Raw genomic sequence first — 19,812 nt, 5'->3', positions numbered from 1 at the left:
AGAGTGACGTTGAAGAGCAGATACGGCATCAGTAGCGCCCTGGCCCGAACGACCCTGACGATCGGATTGGCGGCTGCACTCTCGGCGAGCCTGCAAGGCTGCTTCCTCGCGATTGCGGGCGCGGCGGGCGGCACGGCGCTCGTGGCGACCGACCGGCGCACGGTGGGCTCGCAAACGGAAGACCGCGAGATCCAGGTGAAGGCGCTTTCGGATATCTCGAACAAGCTGCCGGACTCTTCGCATATCAACGTGGCCGTGTTCAACCAGCGCGTGCTGCTGACCGGCGAAGTACCGGACGACGCCTCGAAGCAGAAGGCCGGGGACATCGCGCGGGGGATTACGAATGTCGATTCGGTGGTGAACGAACTGGCGGTGCAGCCGGCGAGCTCGTTCTCCTCGCGGGCTAACGACTCGTATCTGGAAGGGCGCGTGAAGGCCGAACTGATCGCATACAAGGATATTTCCGCAAACGACTTCAAGGTGGTGAGCGAGCGCGGCACGGTTTATCTGCTGGGGCTCGTGACGCGGCAGGAAGGGGACGTGGCTGCCGATGCGACCAGCAAGGTCATGGGCGTGCAGCAGGTTGTGAAGGTTTATCAGTACATCCAGCCGGGGCAGGGTTCGGGAGCTTCCGCTGTCGCGGCCGCGAGTGCGCCGCCGCCGGCCGCGCATCCCGTGGAGGCACCGATGGTGGGCGCCGTGCCCGATGCTACGGTGAGTTCGCGGCCTATCGAGCAGCAAGCGCCGGCGCCGGTTACCAGCTCGTCGCCCGCTGAGCCGGGGAATGGGAAGGCTTTGTGATGAGATTTTTGAGCGGTCGGCGAGTTTTGCTGGTTGCGGGGTTGGCGCTTGCTGGCGTGATTGCGGTGGCGCCGATGCGGGCTTGGGCGACTCCGGATGGGCTGGCTGTGGCTCGTAACAACGCTTGTATGGGCTGCCACGCCGTGGATCGCAAGCTTGTTGGGCCTTCGTTTCAGCAGATCGCTGCACGGTATAAGGGGGATCCTGCCGCCCAAGGCAAGCTGGAGAAGAAGGTGCGGGATGGTGGCGCCGGGGTTTGGGGGGCGATTCCTATGCCTTCTCATCCTGGGATGAGTGCCGTCGATATTCATACTGTCGTGGGTTGGGTGCTGGCTGGAGCGCCTTCTTCCAATTGATATTGAGGGTGGGCAGGTTTTGTGCTTGCCAACGACGATTTTGGCTGTGCTAGAATCGTTGCTTCGTTGCTTCGTTGCTTCGTTGCTTCGTTGCTTCGTTGCTTCGTTGCTTCGTTGCTTCGTTGCTTCGTTGCTTCGTTGCTTCGTTGCTTCGTTGCTTCGTTGCTTCGTTGCTTCGTTGCTTCGTTGCTTCGTTGCTTCGTTGGGGCGGTAGCTCAGCTGGGAGAGCGTCGCGTTCGCAATGCGAAGGTCGGGAGTTCGATCCTCCTCCGCTCCACCAAAAATTTCAATAAAAACAACGCACTACGTCTTGCGATGTAGTGCGTTGTTTTGCATTCTGGCGCAGGTTTTTGCACATCACGTGTGGCAAATTTGTGGCGCTAATTCAACTTCGACCCCGCGTGGGTAATTGGTAGAAATCACGCCACGACTCTACTGGGACCGCAGCGAGCGTGAGAGTCAACCTTGCGGCATCCCCCAAGCTGGAAAAGGGTTCTGATCGTCCGTAACCTTCTGAATTCTTGGTAGGCGTGAGTATTCGAGCGCGCGGCCTACTGCGCTTGTTACCAATGCTTCCCGATCTCAACCAACCCTAAACATTGGGTGTCCGGACACGGCATGTCACGATTCCTACACCGCGTGGTTTGCCGCTAGGGTCGTTGTTTTACGCCTTTGGGATCGGGCGTCTGCCGGAGACCATCCCCTTGCTCGCTCGTCGGGCGGTACCCCCAACAAACCCGCCACCCACGCCCCCATCACCTAAACTTCCCGGAAGGAGCGGCCCGGCCGATAACCCACCGCCGGGCCCACACCGCCGCCGCCCACCCCGCGGCAAACGGAGGCCGCCATGACCGGTCCGCAAGCATCGACCCAAAAGTTCGACTACGAAGGTTTCGAGATCCACGTCGCGCCGGCCCAGGCGGACGATGGCGGCAACCGCTACACGTACACGGCCTATGTCTGCCACCCAGGCGCGGATGCGGCCATGCCGGGCCACGCGGTGTCGTTCCACGCCGATTTCGGCGACACGTTCCGCAGCGAGCAGGACGCCGTCGAGGAAGCCGTCCATGTTGGCCACAGTATCGTGGACGGCACGCATCCCGATCTCTCGGTGCTCTCGCTGGTGACGCACGGCTTCTGAGCCGGTGCGTACAGGAGAAGGAAAAGGAAAAAGGCCCGGGCGAATCGGGGCGATCCGTCCGGGCAAGCTGCCGGGAGTCCGGCAGCGGAGGTATCTGTGCGCGCGGCGGGCGTGTAGCCCCTGGCAGAAATGACAACGGGTCCGCTCTCGATATCGAACTGGAGAGCGGACCTGTTCCGACAATCTTCACGCGGTCAGGCCGCGAGCGTCGCGCAAAGGCTGGCCCTTCGCGCGGATAGCGATTGCCGGCGCGCAATGCGTCGGCTTTAGACCTTAATGGCTGCCCGCTTGCGACGAACCGCTCGTCGAGGCGCCATACGCCGTGTTTTGCTGCGCCGCAACGCGCGCCTCGGCGGCCTGCATGTCTTCCGGGTAGTACGGGCTCGAACGGTCCGGGCGATAGCCGGCTTGTTCGAGCTGGACGAGTTGCGCGCGAACTTCGGCACGCGTGAGCGGCTGCTGGCTTTGCTGGGCGAACGAGAGTGCCGGCGCGGCGAGAACGGTTGCGGCGAGAGCGGCAGCGATCAGGGTCTTCATGGTATTTACCTCCGAAATTATGTTTCGGTCCGTAGCAATCGCATGGCTCGAACCGTTGCGAGCACTTTATTGCGCTGCACTCCAAAGAAAAATAGTGCAATGCAGCAAACATCGTTACCAGATTCGAGATAATTCCGGGGAGATCGCGTTCCGGGCATGGCGAAGAAGCCCGCGGAATCCACGCTGCCGGTCCGCCCGCCGCGCTGTGGGGCAAAATAGTGCGCACGGGTTGCACACAACGCTCGCGGCCCGCATGAAACACGATCAATCGAGGAGCTTTCCCATGAAGAACAGTCTCAACCGTCAGGCTCTGATCGCTGCCGCGCTGGCGGGGCTTGCCACGGCGGGCGTCGCGCACGCGGACGACAAGGTGAATTGCTACGGCGTGGCGAAGGCCGGGCAGAACGACTGCGCGAGCAAGACCGGCGTGCACGACTGCGCGGGCCAGGCGAAGGTCGACAACGACAAGGGCGACTTCAAGGCCCTGCCGAAGGGCACCTGCGAGAAGCTCGGCGGCACGCCGGAAAAATGAACGCCGGCAGCGGCGGCGCGCCGCGCGCCGCGCGTGTCCCAGCGGGCGTCGGCATCGGGCTGCGCCATGCGCATTACGGTGAGTTCCTCGCCGCCACGCCCGCGGTGGACTGGGTCGAGGTACACAGCGAGAACTACTTCGGCGAGGGCGGCTACGATCTGCATGTGCTGGAGACAGTGCGGCGCGATCTGCCGGTGAGCCTGCACGGCGTGGGCCTCGGGCTCGGTTCGGCCGTACCGCTCGATACGGTGCATCTCGCGCGGCTCAGGCGTCTTTGCGAGCGCATCGAACCGGCCGTCGTCTCCGAGCATCTGTGTTGGGGCGCGACGCGCGATGGCGCGTGGCACGATCTGCTGCCGATGCCATTGAGCGAGGCATCGCTCGATCACCTCTGTGCGCGGGTCGCGCAGATGCAGGACGTATTGCGCCAGCCCGTGCTGATCGAAAACGTTTCGGCCTACGTAAGGTTTCGTGAGGATACGCTCGGCGAGACCGCATTTCTCGCCGAGCTTGCACGCCGCACCGGCTGCGGCGTGCTGCTGGATGTGAACAATCTCTACGTCAACCAGTGCAATCATGGCGAAGACGCGCTCGCGGCCATCCGCGCGCTGCCGGCGGAGGTCGTGGGCGAGATCCATCTCGCGGGGCATCGCGTGACGTCGGTCGCCGTTATCGACGATCATGGCTCGCGTGTCGCACCCGCCGTGTGGTTGCTGTACGAGGCCGCCCTGCAGCGTTTCGGCGCGGTGCCCACGTTGATCGAATGGGACACGGCGATTCCGCCCCTCGACGTGCTGCTCGACGAGGCACATCGCGCGCGCGGACGCATGGCGGCGCCCGCCGACAGCGGCAAGCAAGCGGAGGCTCAGTGATGCCGCAGCCGGAAATGCTGGAATCGCTACAGAAGGCCTTCGCCGCTTCACTCGACGATCCGGCCGCCGACGCGGCGCTCGCCGCACATCTCCAGTTCTCCTTAAATTCGGGCGATGCGGGGGAGCGGCATCTGCGCGAGCGTATCGGCCTGTATCGCGGCAATGTGCGAGCGGCGCGCCATCGCGCACTGGCAAATGCCTGGCCCGTGCTGGCGGCGCTGGGCGGCGAAGCCTGGTTCGAGGCGCTCGCGTTGGCCTATGCGCGGGCGCATCCCGCGCACGATGCCGATCTCAACCGTTTCGGCGCAGCGCTGCCGGCGTTCGTCGAGCACTACGAGACCGATCCGCGCTATGCCTGCTTCGGCGACATCGCGCGGCTCGAATGGGCGTTGCACGTCGCAACGTTCGCGGCGAACTCCACGCCGCTCACCGTGCAGCAATGGCATGAGCCTGGCGCGGACCGCCTTGCCTCGGCGCGTCTTGAAGTACATCCCGCCTGCTCGGCGCTGGCCTCGCCGTATGCCGTCGATGCGATCTGGCGTGCGCACCAGCCGAATGGCGGCGCGTGGCCCGAGCGGGTCGATACGCCGTCGTGGTCGCTCGTCGTGCGACCGCAATGGCCTCCGATGCTGCTGACGCATACCGAAGCGGCCCATCTGGCATTTGCCGCGATCCAGCGCGGCGCAACGCTCGACGAGGCCCTGGACGTGGCCTTCGCCGCCGATCCCGGTTTCGATTTCCCGAGCCAGTGGCGCGTCTGGATCGAGTCCGGCGCCATCGTGGGGCTGCGCGATCGGGCCACGCCATGCTGACGCGCCGTCCGAACCTCGTGCTCGCCGTCGCCGTCGCGCTCTGCGCCTTCGTGACCCTGGTCGCCGCCTGGGTCATGGCGCAGATGCGCCACGACGCGCTCGTCACCGCGCGCGCCGCGACGTACAACATGGCGCTGCTGTTCGAGCGCGACGCCGCGCGCAATCTGGAGGTGTACGACCTCTCGCTGCAAGCCGTCATCGACGGTCTCGACGACCCGCGCCTCGCCGCGCTACCGGCCGATATTCGCCAGAACATGCTGTTCGACCGCTCGACGACGGCGAAGAACCTGGGTGCGATCCTCGTGACCAACGCTGCCGGCGACGTCGTCTTCGATTCGCGCTACGCGACGCCGCACACGCTCAATGTGGCCAACCGCGACTATTTCATCGTGCAGCGCGACTCGCCGTACGGGGGCCTGTACGTGAGCCATCCCTTCGTTCCGCACGACGGGCCGCCGGACGCGACGATCGGCCTGAGCCGCCGCCGCTCGAATCCCGATGGTTCGTTCGCGGGCATCGTGGTCGGGGCCATGCGCCTCGACTATTTCCGGCATCTGTTCAGCGGTGTCGATCTCGGCACGGAGGGCACGCTCGTGCTCACGCTCGCGGACGGCACCCTGCTCATGCGCCGGCCCTACGACCCGAAGCTGATTGGCGCCGATCAGTCCGCCACGGTCCCGTTCCAGCGCTACGGCCATGCCGATTCGGGCGGTTTCTTCGCGAACGGTCCGGTGGACGGCGTGCGGCGCTGGTACGCGTTCCGCCGCGTGCCAGGTTATCCGCTGGTGTTCAGCGTCGCGCTGGCCGCGCACGACATCTACCGCGAATGGCGCGTGCGCGCCTGGATCATCGGGGCGCTGGCGGGCGTGCTGGACGTCGCGCTGATCGCGCTCGGGGTGATGCTCACGCGGCAGTTGCGGCAGCGCGGCCAGCTTGAGCGGGAACTGCGCGAGCAGGCGGGCACCGATCCGCTCACCTCGCTCGCCAACCGCCGGGCGTTCGAGGCGCGCGCCGACAGCGAGTGGCTACGCGCGCGCCGCACCGGCAATCCGCTCGCGCTGATGATGCTCGACGTGGACCGCTTCAAGCTCTACAACGACCGCTACGGCCACCTCGCGGGCGACGGGGCGCTGGCTTCGGTGGCGCACGCGGCAGGCGCGCATGCGCGGCGCCCGGGCGACTGCGCGGCGCGCTATGGCGGCGAGGAGTTCGTGCTGATGCTGCCCGACACCGACGAAACCCACGGGAGGGAGGTGGCCGAGCGGGTGCGCGCGGCGATCGAGGCGCTGGCAATGCCGCACGAGGGCAGCCCCATCGGCGTCCTGACGGTGAGCGTGGGCGTGGCGAGCACGGCGGCGGGCGGGTTCGGCTCCTGGCGCGATCTCGTCGAAGCGGCGGATGCCGCGCTCTATGCGGCCAAGGGCGCCGGCCGCAATCGCGTGATGGCCTGGCAGCCCGACATGGCGGACGGCGCGCAGGGGGCTGGCGTGGCGCGCTGAGGCGGCCCATATTGCCCGGCAGTTGCCCCCGGGCGGGCGGGAGCGGCAAGAACAGCGGCCAAAAAAAACCGCTCAAGCCGGTAGGCATGAGCGGGAAGTCGGAGAGTTTACAGCTTCTGCATGAACTGTCATGGGGTCACGCAGCAATAAGCAGTCTATCGGCCAAGCCGGCCGACAGATATCAGACTAAGACGAATTCTTGACCGGCATCCTGGTGGTGTGCGTGTTCGCCGCAGCTTGCCAGGCAGTTTGCGGCTCCGTACACTCGCGCCTGATTTCCATCCGGGGTGTCCGGCGCCGCGCGGGCGCTTCGGCGACACCTCCCCAGACAATCGGAAACAGAACACGCCGCCAAGAGGAGCCCTCCCGATGTCCGATTCCTATTTCCCCCGCTGGCGCCTGCAGTCGAGCGGCGCCCAAAGTGCCGGTGGCGTTGTCGCCACCGACGAGCGCCTGGCCTGGCCGCAGATGGTCGCGATGGGCGTGCAGCACGTCGTGGCGATGTTCGGCTCGACCGTGCTCGCGCCGCTGCTCATGGGCTTCGATCCGAACCTGTGCATCTTCATGTCGGGTATCGGCACGCTGCTGTTTTTCGCCGTGGTGGGCGGGCGCGTGCCGAGCTATCTCGGTTCGAGTTTCGCCTTCATCGGGCTCGTGATCGCGGTGACGGGCTATAGCGGCCACGGGCCGAACCCGGACATTCCGGTCGCGCTCGGCGGCATCATCGCGTGCGGCGTGGTCTACGCGGTGATCGGCCTGATCGTCTCGGCCGTCGGCACGAAGTGGATCGAAACGCTGATGCCGCCTGTTGTCACCGGCGCGATCGTCTGCGTGATCGGTCTGAACCTCGCGCCTATCGCGGTGAAGGGCGTGAGCGGCTCGCAGTTCGATGCGTGGATGGCGCTCGTCACCGTGCTCTGCGTGGGCGCGGTGGCGGTCTTCACGCGCGGCATGCTGCAGCGCCTGCTGATTCTCGTCGGCCTCCTGATCGCCTACGCGATCTACGCGATCGTCACCAACGGCATGGGCCTCGGCAAGCCGATCGACTTCTCGATCGTCGCCAACGCGGCATGGTTCGGTCTGCCGAAGTTCGGCGCGCCGGTCTTCGACGTGCACGCCATGGCGCTGCTCGTGCCGATCGCGGTGATCCTCGTCGCCGAGAATCTCGGCCACATCAAGGCCGTTTCCGCGATGACGGGCACGAACCTCGACCGCTACATCGGCCGCGCGTTCATTGGCGACGGTATTGCCACCGTCGTTTCGGGCTTTGTCGGCGGCACGGGCGTCACGACCTACGCGGAGAACATCGGCGTGATGGCCGTCACGCGCATCTATTCGACGCTCGTATTTGCCATGGCCGCGCTGATCGCGATCGTGCTCGGCTTTTCGCCGAAGTTCGGCGCCGTGATCCAGACGATTCCGGGCCCGGTGCTGGGCGGCGTGTCGATAGTCGTGTTCGGCCTCATTGCCGTGACCGGCGCGCGCATCTGGGTCGTCAACAAGGTGGACTTCTCCGACAACCGCAACCTCATCGTCGCCGCCGTCACGCTCGTGCTCGGTGCGGGCGACTTCTCGCTCAAGCTCGGCGGCTTTGGCCTCGGCGGCATCGGCACGGCCACCTTCGGCGCGATCATTCTCTACGCGCTTTTGCGCCGCAAGCCGGCGCAGCAGGCCGCTGTTTGAGGCCACGCTGCGCTGTGCCGCGTCGCGGGTCACACCGCTTCGCTTCGCATACCCAGGCACCCCAGGCGCGGTTCAGCCGCGCCCGCGTCTGCGCGTAGTCATCGCCGTCTCGGAGAGATCCACCTCGCGCACCAGCTTGTTCATCGTTTCGTCGTTGATCTTCTGCTGGTTGCGCAGGGCGAGCAGCGTCGCGCGTTCGGCGCGCATGGCGGCGAGGCGCATGCGCACCTCCAGCGCTTCGCCGCGGCGTGCGTGCTGGCTGCGGTCGCGGTCGGAGTCGAGCGTCGCAATGCGCCGCCGGTAGATGTCCATCACGCGCGCCGTCGTGTCGGCGGCGTAGGCGGCATCCGATTCGTCGAGCTGCTCGCTGACTTCGTCGTGCAGGGCGTCGATGGCGCGGATGGCCGCCTGCGCGGCCTGCACGCGCGCGGCGCGCTCCTCGGCCGCATGCGGCGGCACGCCGGCGCGGCCCACGCTGCGCAACAGCAGCGGCAGGCCCACGATGGCCACGAGCAGCGAGGCGAGAATCACGCCCGTCGCGATGAAGATGGCCGTGTCGCGTCCGGGCAGCGCGCTGCCGTCGGCAAGCGCCACGGGCAGCGAGAGCACGCCGGCGAGCGTGACGGCGCCGCGCACGCCCGCCACGGTCGTGATCGCGACCGTGCGCAGCCCCGGCACGGCGCTCGCCATGCCGCGACGCGCCGCGTTGCGGCTCGCCACCCAGCGCAGCAGCCAGACCCACACGAAACGCATGGCGTAGAGCGCCGCGAGCACCGCGGCGACATAGCCGATCAGCAGCAGCATCTGCGCGTTGCTCGTGTGATGCGCATCGAGCAGCGCCTTGCCGAGAATGCCCGGAAACTGCAGGCCGAGCAGCGTGAACACCATGCCGTTGAAGACGAATTCGATCATCGTCCAGGTGCTCGCCGCGCGCACGCGCGCCGAGACGGGCCCCATGTGGGCGACGCTCGTGTAGTTCATCATCATCCCCGCCGCGACGGCCGCGAGCACGCCCGAGCATTCCATATGCTCGGCGAAGAGATAGGCCGCGAACGGAATCAGCAGCGTCATCACGACGCCGGGCGCGGGGTCGCCATCGTCGGTGACATTGAGAAAGCGCGCCGACACGAAGCTGAAAATCCAGCCGATCGCGGCGCCCACCGCGAGCCCGCCCGCCGCGATCACGACGAAGCTCAGCGCGGCCGCATGCAGCGAGAAATAACCGGTGAGCGCGGCGGCCACGGCAAATTTGAGCGCGACGAGGCCCGACGCGTCGTTCATCAGCGCTTCGCCTTCGAGGATGTGCATGAGTTGCGCGGGCAGCCGGTCCTTGCCGGCGATGGCGGAGAGCGCGACGGCGTCGGTGGGCGAGAGCACGGCCGCGAGCGCGAACGCGACGGGCAGCGAGACCTGCGGCACGAGCCAGTGCACGAAATAGCCCACGGCGACCACGGTGAAGAGCACGAGGCCCAGCGCGAGCGTGAGGATCGCGCGGCGCTGCAGGAAGAACTCGCGCTTGGGGATGCGCCAGCCGTCCGCGAACAGCAGCGGCGGGATGAACAGCGCCATGAAGATATCGGGGTCGAACGTGACGTGCGGGTTCACGCGCGGAAACGTGAGCAGTGCGCCAATGCCGATCTGCACGAGCGGCAGCGGCAATTTAACGGGCAAAAGACGCACGACGACGCCCGAAAGCGCCACCGCCAGGAGCAGAATGAGAACGGTGAAAAGGATTTCCATCGATTGGGCGAAGACGGGGATGCCGATGCGTCCCCTTGATGCGGAAAGGTTGGCGGAAGCGGCCGGTGGGCCGGCCAGGTCGGGACAGTTTAGCCCGAGGGGGCGGACGGATGCCGCGAAGCGGTAGCGGCGAGGCAGCGCATCACGTGCACAGTTCCGGTGCATATGCTGCGCGCTCGATGCCCGTTCGCGAGGCATGCGGCGTGTTCCTTACCTGCATTCCGATGTGCGTCACATCGGAGTGCGAGCGAGCACGGACCTTGCTTTCCCGCTGCGTGTGACGCAATGAACCGGCCCCGGCGGCCATCTCCGCGCGAGCGCCTCGCGCTAACGCCGGCGCCGGTCTCGCGCGAGAGGAAGGCATGACCACAGAGCAACAGGACAGAACGGCCGCCGCACCGCACGGCTTCAGCATGAGCGTCGCTTCGGGGTTGGAGCGCTACAGCGCGCAACACGGCGACCTCACGCTGACGAGCGTGTTCCAGCCGGTTTTCAGCCTCTCGCACATGCGGGCGATCGGTTACGAAGGACTGCTGCGCGCGCACGACGCGCTCGACCGCCCCATTTCGCCAATCGACGTATTCGGCGAAGCGGCGCGCGTGGGCGAGACGCTGCAACTGGATCGCCTCGCGCAAGGGCTGCATATCGAGAACTTCAAGCTGCTCGGCGCCGAGCGCGAATGGCTCTTCCTCAACGTGCATCCCGGCACGCTGATCGAGCCGTATCACACGGCGGCGCTGCTCGCGAACCTGCGGCGGCTCGACTTGCCGCCGCGGCGCATCGTGCTCGAAGTGCTCGAAGAAGAGGCCGCCGACCTCGACCAGCTCGCGCAGGCCGCGGCCTCGTTTCGCGAGCGCGGCTTTCTCGTGGCGCTCGACGACTTCGGCGCGGGCCACGTCGATATCGGCCGCGTGTGGCAGCTCAATCCCGACATCGTCAAGCTCGACCGCATCATGCTGCTGCACGCGGCGCATCGCGCGGACATGGCGGCGACGCTGCCCGCGCTCGTCGAGTTATTGCACGAGGCGGGCAAGCTTGTGCTGATCGAAGGCGTGGAGACGGAGCAGGAGGCGCAGCTCGCGCTGTCGTGCAACGCGGATTTCGCGCAGGGCTTTTTCTTCGCGCGGCCCGCGCCGGGGCTCACCGATGCATCGCACGCGCAGTCCGTGATCGCCGAGGCGACCGAGCGCTTTCGCACGCAGACCGAGCAGCGCGAGCGCAGCTCGGCAAGCCGGCTCGCGCCCTATGTGCGCGCCTTCGAGCGCGCGGCGGAGCGGCTTGGCGCCGGCGAGCCGCTGGAGGAGGTGTGCTGGAATTTTCTCGGGCTCGATTACGCGGCGCGCTGCTATCTGCTCGATGCGAACGGACGGCAGGCGGGGCGCAACGTCGTGCTGCGCGTCGACCGTGCGCAGCACGATGCGCGCTTTCTGCCGCTGGACGACGCGCAGGGGGCGAACTGGCTCAGGCGTCCTTACTTTCGTGCCGCGCTGACCGGGCCGGGGCGCGTGCACGTTACGGCGCCTTATCTGTCGATCAACGAGGCGTTGCCGTGCGTGACGCTTTCGATGGCCGTGCACGTGGGCGACAGGCTGTGTGTGTTGTGCGGGGACGTGGACTGGCTTTCGGATGAGCCACGGTGAACGTCTGGGCGTACGCTGGCTGAGCTGAAAATGAAAGGGGCGGCCCTCCGGCAGCCCCTTGTGCTTCCCTGCGCTTACGTCGCGCGCATCACTTCGCCACGACCACAGGGATCCCGCGCAGCGCTCCCGCACCCTTAAACGACTCGACAGCCTCCTGCACCACGGCGCTCGTTTTTGCCTCAAGCTTCAACCGCGCCGTCAGTTCGCGTTCGCTGCGCTTCACGGCCGCGAGGTTCGCAAGCTCCACGTGGCCGTAGCCGCGCACGCGCTGATACAGACCCGCGAGCCTCGCGATGTCATCCGCCGTTTCCGCATCGATGTGGGAGAGCGCGCCGCGCATCGTGGCTTCGTAGTCGTCGGCGAGTGCGCGCTCCATGCGGCGCTCCAGCGTCCTGCCGAACGGATCGAGCCACGTGCCGCGCAGGCCGCGGCCCTTCGAGAGCAGCCCGAGCGCTTTCCACATCCACTGACCGAACTGCATCTTGCGTGGCGCTTCTGAAAACTGCGCACCATGCTTTGCGCGCGCAACAAGCGGCGGCGCCATGTTGAACTTCACCGTGAAGTCGCGGCCCGCCGTGCCTTCGAACTGCGCTTCGAGCGCGGCGCGGAACGCGGGATCGGTGTGCAGCCGCGCGACTTCGTATTCGTCCTTCACTGCCAGCAGGCGATAGAACGTCGTCGCGACGGCGCGCGTGAGCACCTTGTCTTCCCGCTTGTCCGCGGCGCGGGCCGCATCGACGAGTACGCGGTAACGCTTCGCATAGGCCGCGCCGCCATAGGCGACGAGACGTGCTTCACGGTCGGCGATCAGCTCGTCGAGCGTCTGCGTGAACTTCGGCGCGTTGAGCTGCTTACGCGCGGCGTCGAGCGATTCGAGCGCGGCGGGGTCGGCGGCCGCGAGGCGGCCGATCGAGAACGCCATCAGGTTCGCCTGCACGGCCACGTTGTTGAGCTCGATCGCGCGCGTGAGCGCCGCGAGCGAGACCGGCACGAGGCCGAGCTGCCACGCGAAGCCGAGCATCACGATGTTCGCGCCGATCGTGTCGCCCAGGAAGCGTTGCGCGAGCGCCTGGGCATCGCACGTCGAAAGCGGATCTTGCGTCGTCGCGGCACCGTTCGTGGCCGCGTGACGCATCTTCGCGAGCAGCGCGTCCGCGTGCAGGTTCGCTTCGGGGTTCTGTACGAACGACGCATTCGGAATCTCGTGCGTATTCACGACAATGCGCGTGCGGTCGTGGCGCACGGTCTGCAGCGCATCGGCGCCCGCGCCCACCACCATGTCGCAGGCGAGCAGCAGGTCGGCCTGCTGCGTGTCGATGCGTACCTGGTTGAGCAGCGCGTCGGTGGCGGCGAAGCGCACGAACGAGAGCACCGAGCCGCCCTTCTGCGCGAAACCCATGAAGTCGAGCACGGAGGCGCTCTTGCCTTCCAGGTGCGCGGCCATGCTGATGAGCGCGCCCACCGTCACGACGCCGGTGCCGCCCACGCCGGTCACGAGAATGTCGTAGGGCGCGTTGTCCAGATGCGTTTGCGGCACGGGCAGCGCGGCGACGCGCGCGGCGAGCGTCTGCGGATCGAACGCGGCGCCCGCGGCCTTCTTCAGCTTGCCACCTTCGATCGTCACGAAGCTCGGGCAGAAGCCGTTCACGCACGAGTAGTCCTTGTTGCACGACGACTGGTCGATGCGGCGCTTGCGGCCGAGTTCGGTCTCGATGGGCTCCACCGAAAGGCAGTTCGACTGCACGCCGCAGTCGCCGCAACCTTCGCAGACGGCCTCGTTGATGAAGAGCCGCTTGTCCGGGTCGGGGAATTCGCCTTTCTTGCGGCGGCGGCGTTTTTCGGCGGCGCAGGTCTGGTCGTAGATCAGCACGGTCACGCCCGGCGTGTCGCGCAGTTCGCGCTGCACCGTATCGAGCTCGCTGCGATGGTGGAAGGTCGTGCCGTTCGGGAACAGGCCGTGATGGCCGTCGTATTTCTCGGGCTCGTCGCTCACCACCACGAAGCGCGAGACACCTTCGGCTTCCACCTGGCGCGCGATCTGCGGCACCGAGATGCTGCCGTCCACGGGCTGGCCGCCCGTCATCGCGACGGCATCGTTGTAGAGGATCTTGTAGGTGATGTTGGCCTTCGCGGCTACGGCCTGGCGAATCGCAAGGATGCCTGAATGAAAGTACGTGCCGTCGCCCAGGTTCTGGAACACGTGCTTCATGTTCGTGAACATCGAGTGCGCGGCCCAGTCCACGCCTTCGCCGCCCATCTGGATGAGGCCCGTGGTGTCGCGCTCCATCCACGAAGCCATGAAGTGGCAGCCGATGCCGGCTTGCGCGATGGAGCCTTCGGGCACCTTGGTCGAGGTGTTGTGCGGGCAGCCCGAGCAGAAGTAGGGCGTGCGGCGCACGGCGTCGGCCACGTTCGAGAGGATCTGCGGCGCGACGAGATCGACCACGCGCTCGCGGCGGTCCAGTGCCGGCTTGTGCTTCGCGAGCCAGGCCGCGAACACGGGCAGGATGCGCGACGGACGCAGTTCGCCGAGTTCGGAGAGCAGCAGCGTGCCGTTCTCGTCATGCTTGCCCGTGATGACGGGGCGCGCGCCCTCCTTGCGGTTGTACAGGTAGTCCTTGACCTGCTGCTCGATCACGGGGCCTTTTTCCTCGATCACGAGCACGTCCGTGAGGCCCGAGACGAAGGCGTCGATGCGCGACATCTCCAGCGGGAACGAGAGGCCCACCTTGTAGATGCGCACGCCGGCGCGGTCGAGATCTTCGACCGTGATGTCGAGGCGGCGCAGCGTCTCCATCAGGTCCAGGTGGGCCTTGCCGCAGGTGATGATGCCCACGTTCGCATGCGGGCTCGGCGCGATCCACTTGTCGATGCTGTTCGTGCGCGCGAAGTGGCGCACGGCGTCGAGCTTCGCGGCAAGACGCGCTTCGATCGCGAGGCTCGGCAGGTCGGGCCAGCGGTTGTGCAGGCCGCCGGGGGGCGGCGTGAAACCCGCCATGGCCCTATCCGGTGCGTGCCAGTCGGTCCTGATCGCGTCGAGATCGACAGTCGAGCCCGACTCCACGGTCTCCGAAATCGCCTTGAAGCCCACCCAGGCGCCGGAATAGCGCGAGAGCGCCCAGCCGTACAGGCCGAATTCGAGCATGTCGGCCACGTTCGACGGATTCACGACGGGCATGTGCCACGCCATCATCGCGAAGTCGCTCTGGTGCGGCATGGACGACGAAACGCAGCCGTGATCGTCGCCGGCCACCACGAGCACGCCGCCGTGCGGCGACGAGCCGTAGGCGTTGCCGTGCTTGAGCGCGTCGCCGGCGCGATCCACGCCGGGGCCCTTGCCGTACCACATCGCAAAGACGCCTTCGACCGTGCGCTCGGGATCGGCCTCGACACGCTGCGTGCCGAGCACCGCCGTGCCGCCCAGCTCCTCGTTGATGGCGGGCAGGAAGCGCACGCCGGCGGCGTCGAGCAGTTTCTTCGCTTTCCACGCCTGCTGATCGACCATGCCGAGCGGCGAACCGCGATAACCGCTGATGAAGCCCGCGGTGTTCAGGCCGCGCGCGGCGTCGGCGGCGTGCTGCATGAGCGCGAGGCGGATTAGCGCCTGGGTGCCGGTGAGGAAGATGCGGCCGCGCGTGGCGGTGAGGTTGTCGCTCAGGCGGTAGTCGGCGAGCTCGGGCGTCGCGGGCCCGGAAGGGGGCAAGTCGCCGAACGCGGGGCGGGCGGTCATGGGGGGAGTCTCCGTTTTAGTGCTTCAACGCGCCCGGTGTCGGAACGCGTCGAAAGAGACTCTATTTTTTCGCGCCAATGACGGAAATTTTTTGCTAACTACCCCGGTGGACAGACTCGTTGCGCGAGAAGCCACGCACGGTCCGAATTTTTTGAGATGAATTTTCCGCGGTCGTTCCGCGACTGCGGAAAAGCGCGCTCAGACCAGATTCACGCCGTGCGCCGGAGGACCGTCGTATGGCTCGATGTCGTGAAAATACGAATAGTCCATGTGGCTCACGCCGTCCACCTCGTAGAGCAGATCGACATACCGGTACTGCCAGTGGATCTGGCTATCCGACCACGTGTGCCGGGCCTGCATGGTCTGCGCCGTCGATTCGTCGGAACCCTCGATCATCGCCAGCAGGGACGCACGCTGGCGCGCGAGCGATTCGGGCGTTTCGCCGTAGAGCGGGCTCGATTCGTCGATGATGTGCATCAGGTTCCAGCCGAGCATGAAGATGGGATGCTGGTCGCGCACGAGCTTGAGGTCGTAGATGCGCCGCGCCGTGTAGCCGTCCGACGAGGTTTCGACGCGCATGAGCCGCAGCTTCGCCCCCGCTTCCGCAATCACGTTCTGGCGCGCGTTGGCGGCGCGCACCATCAGCGTCGTGTGGCCGTCGATGGGATGCACGACCACCTCGCGCGCGAACATGATCTTCGCGCGCGGCCGCGAGAAGCGGGCGAACACGAGCCCGGTGGCCAACGCGATGCCCGACATGCCCACGAAGATCTCGAAGGTCGCGACGATGTGGGCGTAGATCGTTTGCGGATGCATGTCGCCATAACCGACCGTGGCGAGCGTTTCGACGCTGAAGAAGAACGCGCCGCCGAAGCCATGCGGAAACTGGTTGGCGATAGGCGTGCGGCCGAGCTGGTAGAGGCAGGCGAAGAGCGCGTTGAGGATCAGGAACAGGGTGGCGAGCGAGGCGAAGAACGTGGGCCAGCGCATCGTGAGCGCAGTGTGGTAGAGGTCGCGCCAGCCCGTGGACGGCATGCCGTACACCATGAACTGGCGCGCGCCGACAAGCAGTTTGCGCGGCGCGCCGCGGAACCCGCCGGTCGGGCCAGTACGTTCTTCGGCGATTTGCTCGGGCGCACTGGGCTGCAACGGCTCGGGCGTCATGTTGGTCTCTTCGGGCTGAAATGGGAAGAAGCGTAGCAATGCCGAAGAGACTGGACAAGCACGGGAAGAGGCTGCGTGCCGTTACGCGCACAGCCGGGGAGCTTCCGTCAGGGGAGCTTCAAGGAAACGTATGCGGCCTCGGTATGCCCGCGCCATGCTCGATATCGGCGATCGCCTGGCGGCGCGCGGCATCGACGGCGTCGGCCGGCGCGCCGAAATCCGCATTGCCGCCGATCGTGATCCACGGCTGCACAGGCTTGTCGCGGTGCGTGATCTGATATTCGGCGTCCCAGCGCGCGCCCTGCAGTTCGAGCGGATGCACGCGGATGGCATAGACGCCGTAGAGAAAGAGCTGATCGGCCATGATCGCCTCCAGCCGGATTACCGGTGAAACTGCCCGACGCTCGGGCGCGGCAGGCGCCTTACAGTTCGAGTTCGCCAAGAATGCGGTGCGCGAGCGCCTTGGCTTCTTCCAGGGCCTCTTCCGGCGTGCCCGATGCGCCATCCACTTCGTAGACCGAGTTCTCGAGTTCCTCGCCGTCGTCGCGCGAGAGCGAGACGAGGCCCTGATACTGCCCGCCGTCCATGGGCCGCACCACCGCAGTTGCCGTGTAGATCCCCTTGGTATAGGTGACGTCTTCCATAGCATGCTCCTCGTGGACGGAAACGCCTTCCCGGCGCGCTGCCCGCGCGGTCGCGCAATGCCAGGGAGGAAATTCCATGCTAGCACGTTGCCCGCGCGGCTGCGGGGCACGCTCGTGACAGTGCGGACCCGTTAGCGGCGCGAGCGGGAGCCTAGGGTGGGCCGCTAGTCCGCGAGCAGCGCGACCACTTCGTCGAGCGTCGGCGAATGCGCGCCCGGCCGCCGGCAGGCCGCCGCGCCCGCGGCGAGCGCGAACGCCAGATGCTGGCGCCACGTGCGCTGCGGCGTGCTCATGAGGCTGAAGAGCAGCCCGCCGATCGATGCGTCGCCGGCGCCCACCGTATCGGCCACTTCGACGCGCGGCGGCGCCGCTTCGATCACTTCGCCGTCGACGGTATGGAGCGAGGCGGCCTGCGCGCCGCGCGTCACGAGCAGCGTGGCGGCCGGATTGAGCGCACGCATGGCCGCGATCGCCTCCGCTTCGCCGTGGTTCGGGAACAGCATGCGCAGGTCTTCGTCGGAGACCTTGATGAGGTCGGCGAGCGAGGCCATGCGGCGCAGGATCGGCTCGTAGCCGTGCGCCATGAGGTTGCGGTAGTTCGGGTCGAAGCTGATCTTCACGCCGGCCGCGCGCAGTTCGGCGGCGAGTGTCGCGAGCGTTTCGCCGAGCGGCTGGCGCACGAGGCTGATGCAGCCGAAGTGCGCCCACTTCGCGTGCGCGCGCCAGCCTTCGGGCAGCTTCGCGGGATCGAACGCGAGGTCGGCGCTCTGCTCGCCGATGAAGTAGTAGGCGGGCGGATGCGTTTGATGAACGATGGCGAGCAGCGGCGGCTGCGCCACGCGCTGCATGAAGCGCATGTCGAGGCCCGCGGCGACGCTCGCGTTCCAGAGTTCGTCGGAGAAATTGTCGGTGCCGAGCGCGCCCACGCATGCCGTGGGCAGGCCGAGCCGCGCGACCGCGCGCGCGACGTTCCAGCCCGCGCCGCCCGGATGCGCGCGCCAGTGCGAATCGCCGTGCGCGGGCGTGCCGTCCGGTGCCGGAACGCGAACGAGATCGGTGAGGATGTCGCCGGCCGACACGAAGGCCGGAAAGCCCGACGAGAAGTCGGGACCCGTGTTGCAGGTACTCATCGCGTAGCTCCTTCTCCTTCCTGCTGGGCGTCTGCCGCGTGCGCGAGCGCCGCGCTGCGGCCGATGGCGGGTGCCATGCCGCGGCCGGGCAATGCGTTGAGCGTTTCGTAGCACGCGCCCATGGTGTGATAGTCGGTCTTGCCGGCGGGGCTCTTTTCGTCGCTGTACTTACGGTTGTCGCACGTGAGGATGCGATACCACGCGCCGTAGCGGTGATCGACGAAGTGCGCCCAGCTATAGCGCCACAGCTCGTCGTACCAGTCCCAGAAGCGCTCGTTGCCCGTGCGCTTGCCGAGCAGCGCGGCCGTGGCGAACGTTTCGGCCTGCACCCAGAAGTATTTGTCGTGATCGCAGACCGTGTAGTCCGGGCCGAAGCCGTAGTAGAGGCCGCCGTGGTCGTTGTCCCACGCGTGCGCCATGGCCGCGTCGAAGAGTTCGATCGCGCGCGGCAGGAGCCACGGCAGCGGACGATGCCGCTCGAGGATCAGCAGGAGCTTCGCCCACTCGGTCTGGTGGCCCGGCTGGAAGCCCCACGGCCGGAAGATGTTCGAGCTGTCCTCTTCGTTGTAGTGCCAGTCCACCGACCAGTCGGCGTGATAGTGCTCCCACACGAGTCCTTGCGAGAGCTTCGCCTGGCGCAGCGTGAGGTTCGAAGCGATGCGCTCCGCGCGGTCGAGATAGACGACGTGGCCGGTCGCCTCGTAGGCGGCGAGCAGCGCCTCGGTGCCGTGCATGTTCGCGTTCTGGCCGCGGTAGCTCGACACGACCCAGTCGGCGCTCGCTTCGTCGGCATAGAGGCCCGCGGCCGCGTCCCAGAAGCGGCGCTCCATGAGCTCGAAGGTCGCGCCGATCATCGGGCGCGCTTCTTCGATGCCCGCCATCGCCGCATGCGAATACGCGAGCAGCACGAAAGCGAGGCCGTAGCAGTGGCGCGTAGCGTCGAGCGTGCGGCTCTTGCCGTCGCGCCAGTCGATCTCCCAGTCATAGCCCTCGTGATGCGGGTCCCAGTGCGCGTCGTGCAGGAACTTCAGGCCGTGGCGCGCGTACTCCAGGTGCTGCGGATCGCCGAACTCGCGATAGGCCATCGCGTAGTTGAAGACGTAACGGCAACTGCTCACGAGGTGCCGCGTGTGCGCGTTGTAGACCGAGCCGTCGTCGCGGAAGAAGTGGCGGAAACCGCCGCTCGGGTCGTACACGTTGGGCGCGTAGAAGCGCAGCGTGTCTTCGACGTGCGAGAGCAGGAACGCGCGGTCGCGGAAGTTCGCGACGCCCGGCGCGGCGCTTTGCGGCTCGTCGGCCTGGGCGGTGGGTTGGTCGGAAACGGGTTCGGTGAGCTTCGTCATGGCTTTCTCATCATGGCTTGAGCGTGGCGATGCCTCGGCGCGGGGTAGCCGCGCGCGAAGTCGGGTAGGCGCCGGCATCGGACTCGGCGGCAGCCGCGGCGGGGTGGGCCGTAGGGGTTTCAGAGGCCGCAGGCGCCGCGGAGGCGGCAGTGCGCGAATGGGTGGGGGTGGCGCGCGAACGGTCGCGT

The 19,812-nt window shown here is 66.9% G+C and carries 17 protein-coding genes and 1 tRNA gene; 10 read left to right on the top strand and 8 right to left on the bottom strand.

All coding sequences use genetic code 11. The features are described from left to right. Window positions 1–9 precede the first annotated feature (9 nt). The 4 genes from WJ542_RS02605 (at window position 10) to WJ542_RS02590 (ending at window position 2,298) form a co-directional block, all read left to right on the top strand. Window positions 10–801 carry a BON domain-containing protein gene (locus tag WJ542_RS02605; protein WP_411187596.1) on the top strand — a complete coding sequence of 264 codons (792 nt, stop codon included), beginning with the start codon at window positions 10–12 and terminating at the stop codon, window positions 799–801. A 74-nt stretch (window positions 802–875) separates the two neighbouring features. Further along, window positions 876–1,157: a c-type cytochrome gene (locus WJ542_RS02600; RefSeq protein WP_411190457.1), complete on the top strand. Its 282-nt coding sequence runs from the start codon at window positions 876–878 to the stop codon at window positions 1,155–1,157. 204 nt (window positions 1,158–1,361) lie between these two features. Further along, window positions 1,362–1,437: transfer RNA gene (locus WJ542_RS02595), tRNA-Ala, on the top strand. A gap of 567 nt (window positions 1,438–2,004) precedes the next feature. After that, on the top strand, window positions 2,005–2,298 hold the full coding sequence (locus WJ542_RS02590) for a hypothetical protein (RefSeq protein WP_411187594.1): 294 nt from the start codon (window positions 2,005–2,007) through the stop codon (window positions 2,296–2,298). A 273-nt stretch (window positions 2,299–2,571) separates the two neighbouring features. Here the strand turns inward: WJ542_RS02590 and WJ542_RS02585 are convergent, their stop codons facing one another. Further along, on the bottom strand, window positions 2,572–2,835 hold the full coding sequence (locus WJ542_RS02585; protein WP_411187592.1) for a DUF4148 domain-containing protein: 264 nt from the start codon (window positions 2,833–2,835) through the stop codon (window positions 2,572–2,574). 283 nt (window positions 2,836–3,118) lie between these two features. On the opposite strand from WJ542_RS02585, the gene WJ542_RS02580 reads away from it, so the two are divergent. The 5 genes from WJ542_RS02580 to WJ542_RS02560 all read left to right on the top strand — a co-directional run bounded on the left by WJ542_RS02580 (window position 3,119) and on the right by WJ542_RS02560 (window position 8,233). Then, window positions 3,119–3,367, top strand: coding sequence for a BufA1 family periplasmic bufferin-type metallophore (locus WJ542_RS02580; protein WP_411187590.1), 249 nt, complete (start codon window positions 3,119–3,121; stop codon window positions 3,365–3,367). Further along, on the top strand, window positions 3,364–4,239 hold the full coding sequence (gene bufB, locus WJ542_RS02575) for an MNIO family bufferin maturase (RefSeq protein WP_411187588.1): 876 nt from the start codon (window positions 3,364–3,366) through the stop codon (window positions 4,237–4,239). The genes WJ542_RS02580 and bufB overlap by 4 nt, the downstream gene beginning before the upstream one ends. Beyond that, window positions 4,239–5,051 carry an HvfC/BufC family peptide modification chaperone gene (locus tag WJ542_RS02570; protein ID WP_411187587.1) on the top strand — a complete coding sequence of 271 codons (813 nt, stop codon included), beginning with the start codon at window positions 4,239–4,241 and terminating at the stop codon, window positions 5,049–5,051. Before bufB ends, WJ542_RS02570 begins: the two co-directional genes overlap by 1 nt. Then, the gene (locus WJ542_RS02565) at window positions 5,045–6,550 is read left to right on the top strand and encodes a sensor domain-containing diguanylate cyclase (RefSeq protein WP_411187585.1); all 1,506 of its coding nucleotides are present in this window, start codon (window positions 5,045–5,047) and stop codon (window positions 6,548–6,550) included. The genes WJ542_RS02570 and WJ542_RS02565 overlap by 7 nt, the downstream gene beginning before the upstream one ends. Window positions 6,551–6,919: 369 nt before the next feature. Next, complete coding sequence (locus WJ542_RS02560) at window positions 6,920–8,233, top strand: solute carrier family 23 protein (protein WP_411187583.1); 1,314 nt, start codon at window positions 6,920–6,922, stop codon at window positions 8,231–8,233. A gap of 72 nt (window positions 8,234–8,305) precedes the next feature. Here WJ542_RS02560 and WJ542_RS02555 read toward each other — a convergent pair whose 3' ends face one another. Next, window positions 8,306–9,973: a Na+/H+ antiporter gene (locus tag WJ542_RS02555; protein WP_411187581.1), complete on the bottom strand. Its 1,668-nt coding sequence runs from the start codon at window positions 9,971–9,973 to the stop codon at window positions 8,306–8,308. A 362-nt stretch (window positions 9,974–10,335) separates the two neighbouring features. Between WJ542_RS02555 and WJ542_RS02550 the strand changes: the two genes are divergently transcribed. Continuing rightward, window positions 10,336–11,613 carry a sensor domain-containing phosphodiesterase gene (locus WJ542_RS02550; protein WP_411187579.1) on the top strand — a complete coding sequence of 426 codons (1,278 nt, stop codon included), beginning with the start codon at window positions 10,336–10,338 and terminating at the stop codon, window positions 11,611–11,613. Between the two features lie 88 nt (window positions 11,614–11,701). Here WJ542_RS02550 and WJ542_RS02545 read toward each other — a convergent pair whose 3' ends face one another. The 6 genes from WJ542_RS02545 to WJ542_RS02520 all read right to left on the bottom strand — a co-directional run bounded on the left by WJ542_RS02545 (window position 11,702) and on the right by WJ542_RS02520 (window position 19,624). After that, complete coding sequence (locus tag WJ542_RS02545) at window positions 11,702–15,343, bottom strand: indolepyruvate ferredoxin oxidoreductase family protein (RefSeq protein ID WP_411187577.1); 3,642 nt, start codon at window positions 15,341–15,343, stop codon at window positions 11,702–11,704. 198 nt (window positions 15,344–15,541) lie between these two features. Beyond that, window positions 15,542–16,507: an ion channel gene (locus WJ542_RS02540; RefSeq protein ID WP_411187575.1), complete on the bottom strand. Its 966-nt coding sequence runs from the start codon at window positions 16,505–16,507 to the stop codon at window positions 15,542–15,544. Between the two features lie 118 nt (window positions 16,508–16,625). Beyond that, window positions 16,626–16,871: a hypothetical protein gene (locus tag WJ542_RS02535; RefSeq protein ID WP_411187573.1), complete on the bottom strand. Its 246-nt coding sequence runs from the start codon at window positions 16,869–16,871 to the stop codon at window positions 16,626–16,628. Window positions 16,872–16,929: 58 nt separating this feature from the next. Next, a complete protein-coding gene (locus tag WJ542_RS02530; RefSeq protein ID WP_411187572.1) occupies window positions 16,930–17,151 on the bottom strand; it encodes a hypothetical protein in 222 nt (73 codons plus the stop codon). Between the two features lie 164 nt (window positions 17,152–17,315). After that, window positions 17,316–18,281, bottom strand: a complete 966-nt coding sequence (locus WJ542_RS02525; protein WP_411187570.1) for a carbohydrate kinase family protein — start codon at window positions 18,279–18,281, stop codon at window positions 17,316–17,318. Then, window positions 18,278–19,624 (bottom strand): AGE family epimerase/isomerase, encoded by a 1,347-nt coding sequence (locus WJ542_RS02520; RefSeq protein WP_411187568.1) that lies wholly within the window; start codon window positions 19,622–19,624, stop codon window positions 18,278–18,280. Before WJ542_RS02520 ends, WJ542_RS02525 begins: the two co-directional genes overlap by 4 nt. Window positions 19,625–19,812: the final 188 nt, after the last annotated feature.

The organism is Paraburkholderia yinzeri, from assembly GCF_046581065.1.
In the GTDB taxonomy this organism is placed as follows: domain Bacteria; phylum Pseudomonadota; class Gammaproteobacteria; order Burkholderiales; family Burkholderiaceae; genus Paraburkholderia.
Note: the sequence above shows the minus strand (reverse complement) of the source record. Positions and strands in the feature narration are given on the sequence as shown.

Bases quoted from the DNA above. Each gene is read 5' to 3' on its own strand.
- WJ542_RS02545 (WP_411187577.1), bottom strand. From the start codon at position 15,343: ATGACCGCCCGCCCCGCGTTCGGCGACTTGCCCCCTTCCGGGCCCGCG.
- WJ542_RS02600 (WP_411190457.1), top strand. From the start codon at position 876: ATGCGGGCTTGGGCGACTCCGGATGGGCTGGCTGTGGCTCGTAACAAC.
- WJ542_RS02590 (WP_411187594.1), top strand. From the start codon at position 2,005: ATGACCGGTCCGCAAGCATCGACCCAAAAGTTCGACTACGAAGGTTTC.
- WJ542_RS02565 (WP_411187585.1), top strand. From the start codon at position 5,045: ATGCTGACGCGCCGTCCGAACCTCGTGCTCGCCGTCGCCGTCGCGCTC.
- WJ542_RS02580 (WP_411187590.1), top strand. From the start codon at position 3,119: ATGAAGAACAGTCTCAACCGTCAGGCTCTGATCGCTGCCGCGCTGGCG.
- WJ542_RS02560 (WP_411187583.1), top strand. From the start codon at position 6,920: ATGTCCGATTCCTATTTCCCCCGCTGGCGCCTGCAGTCGAGCGGCGCC.
- WJ542_RS02585 (WP_411187592.1), bottom strand. From the start codon at position 2,835: ATGAAGACCCTGATCGCTGCCGCTCTCGCCGCAACCGTTCTCGCCGCG.
- WJ542_RS02570 (WP_411187587.1), top strand. From the start codon at position 4,239: ATGCCGCAGCCGGAAATGCTGGAATCGCTACAGAAGGCCTTCGCCGCT.
- WJ542_RS02540 (WP_411187575.1), bottom strand. From the start codon at position 16,507: ATGACGCCCGAGCCGTTGCAGCCCAGTGCGCCCGAGCAAATCGCCGAA.
- WJ542_RS02530 (WP_411187572.1), bottom strand. From the start codon at position 17,151: ATGGAAGACGTCACCTATACCAAGGGGATCTACACGGCAACTGCGGTG.
- WJ542_RS02525 (WP_411187570.1), bottom strand. From the start codon at position 18,281: ATGAGTACCTGCAACACGGGTCCCGACTTCTCGTCGGGCTTTCCGGCC.
- WJ542_RS02550 (WP_411187579.1), top strand. From the start codon at position 10,336: ATGACCACAGAGCAACAGGACAGAACGGCCGCCGCACCGCACGGCTTC.
- WJ542_RS02520 (WP_411187568.1), bottom strand. From the start codon at position 19,624: ATGACGAAGCTCACCGAACCCGTTTCCGACCAACCCACCGCCCAGGCC.
- WJ542_RS02535 (WP_411187573.1), bottom strand. From the start codon at position 16,871: ATGGCCGATCAGCTCTTTCTCTACGGCGTCTATGCCATCCGCGTGCAT.
- bufB (WP_411187588.1), top strand. From the start codon at position 3,364: ATGAACGCCGGCAGCGGCGGCGCGCCGCGCGCCGCGCGTGTCCCAGCG.
- WJ542_RS02555 (WP_411187581.1), bottom strand. From the start codon at position 9,973: ATGGAAATCCTTTTCACCGTTCTCATTCTGCTCCTGGCGGTGGCGCTT.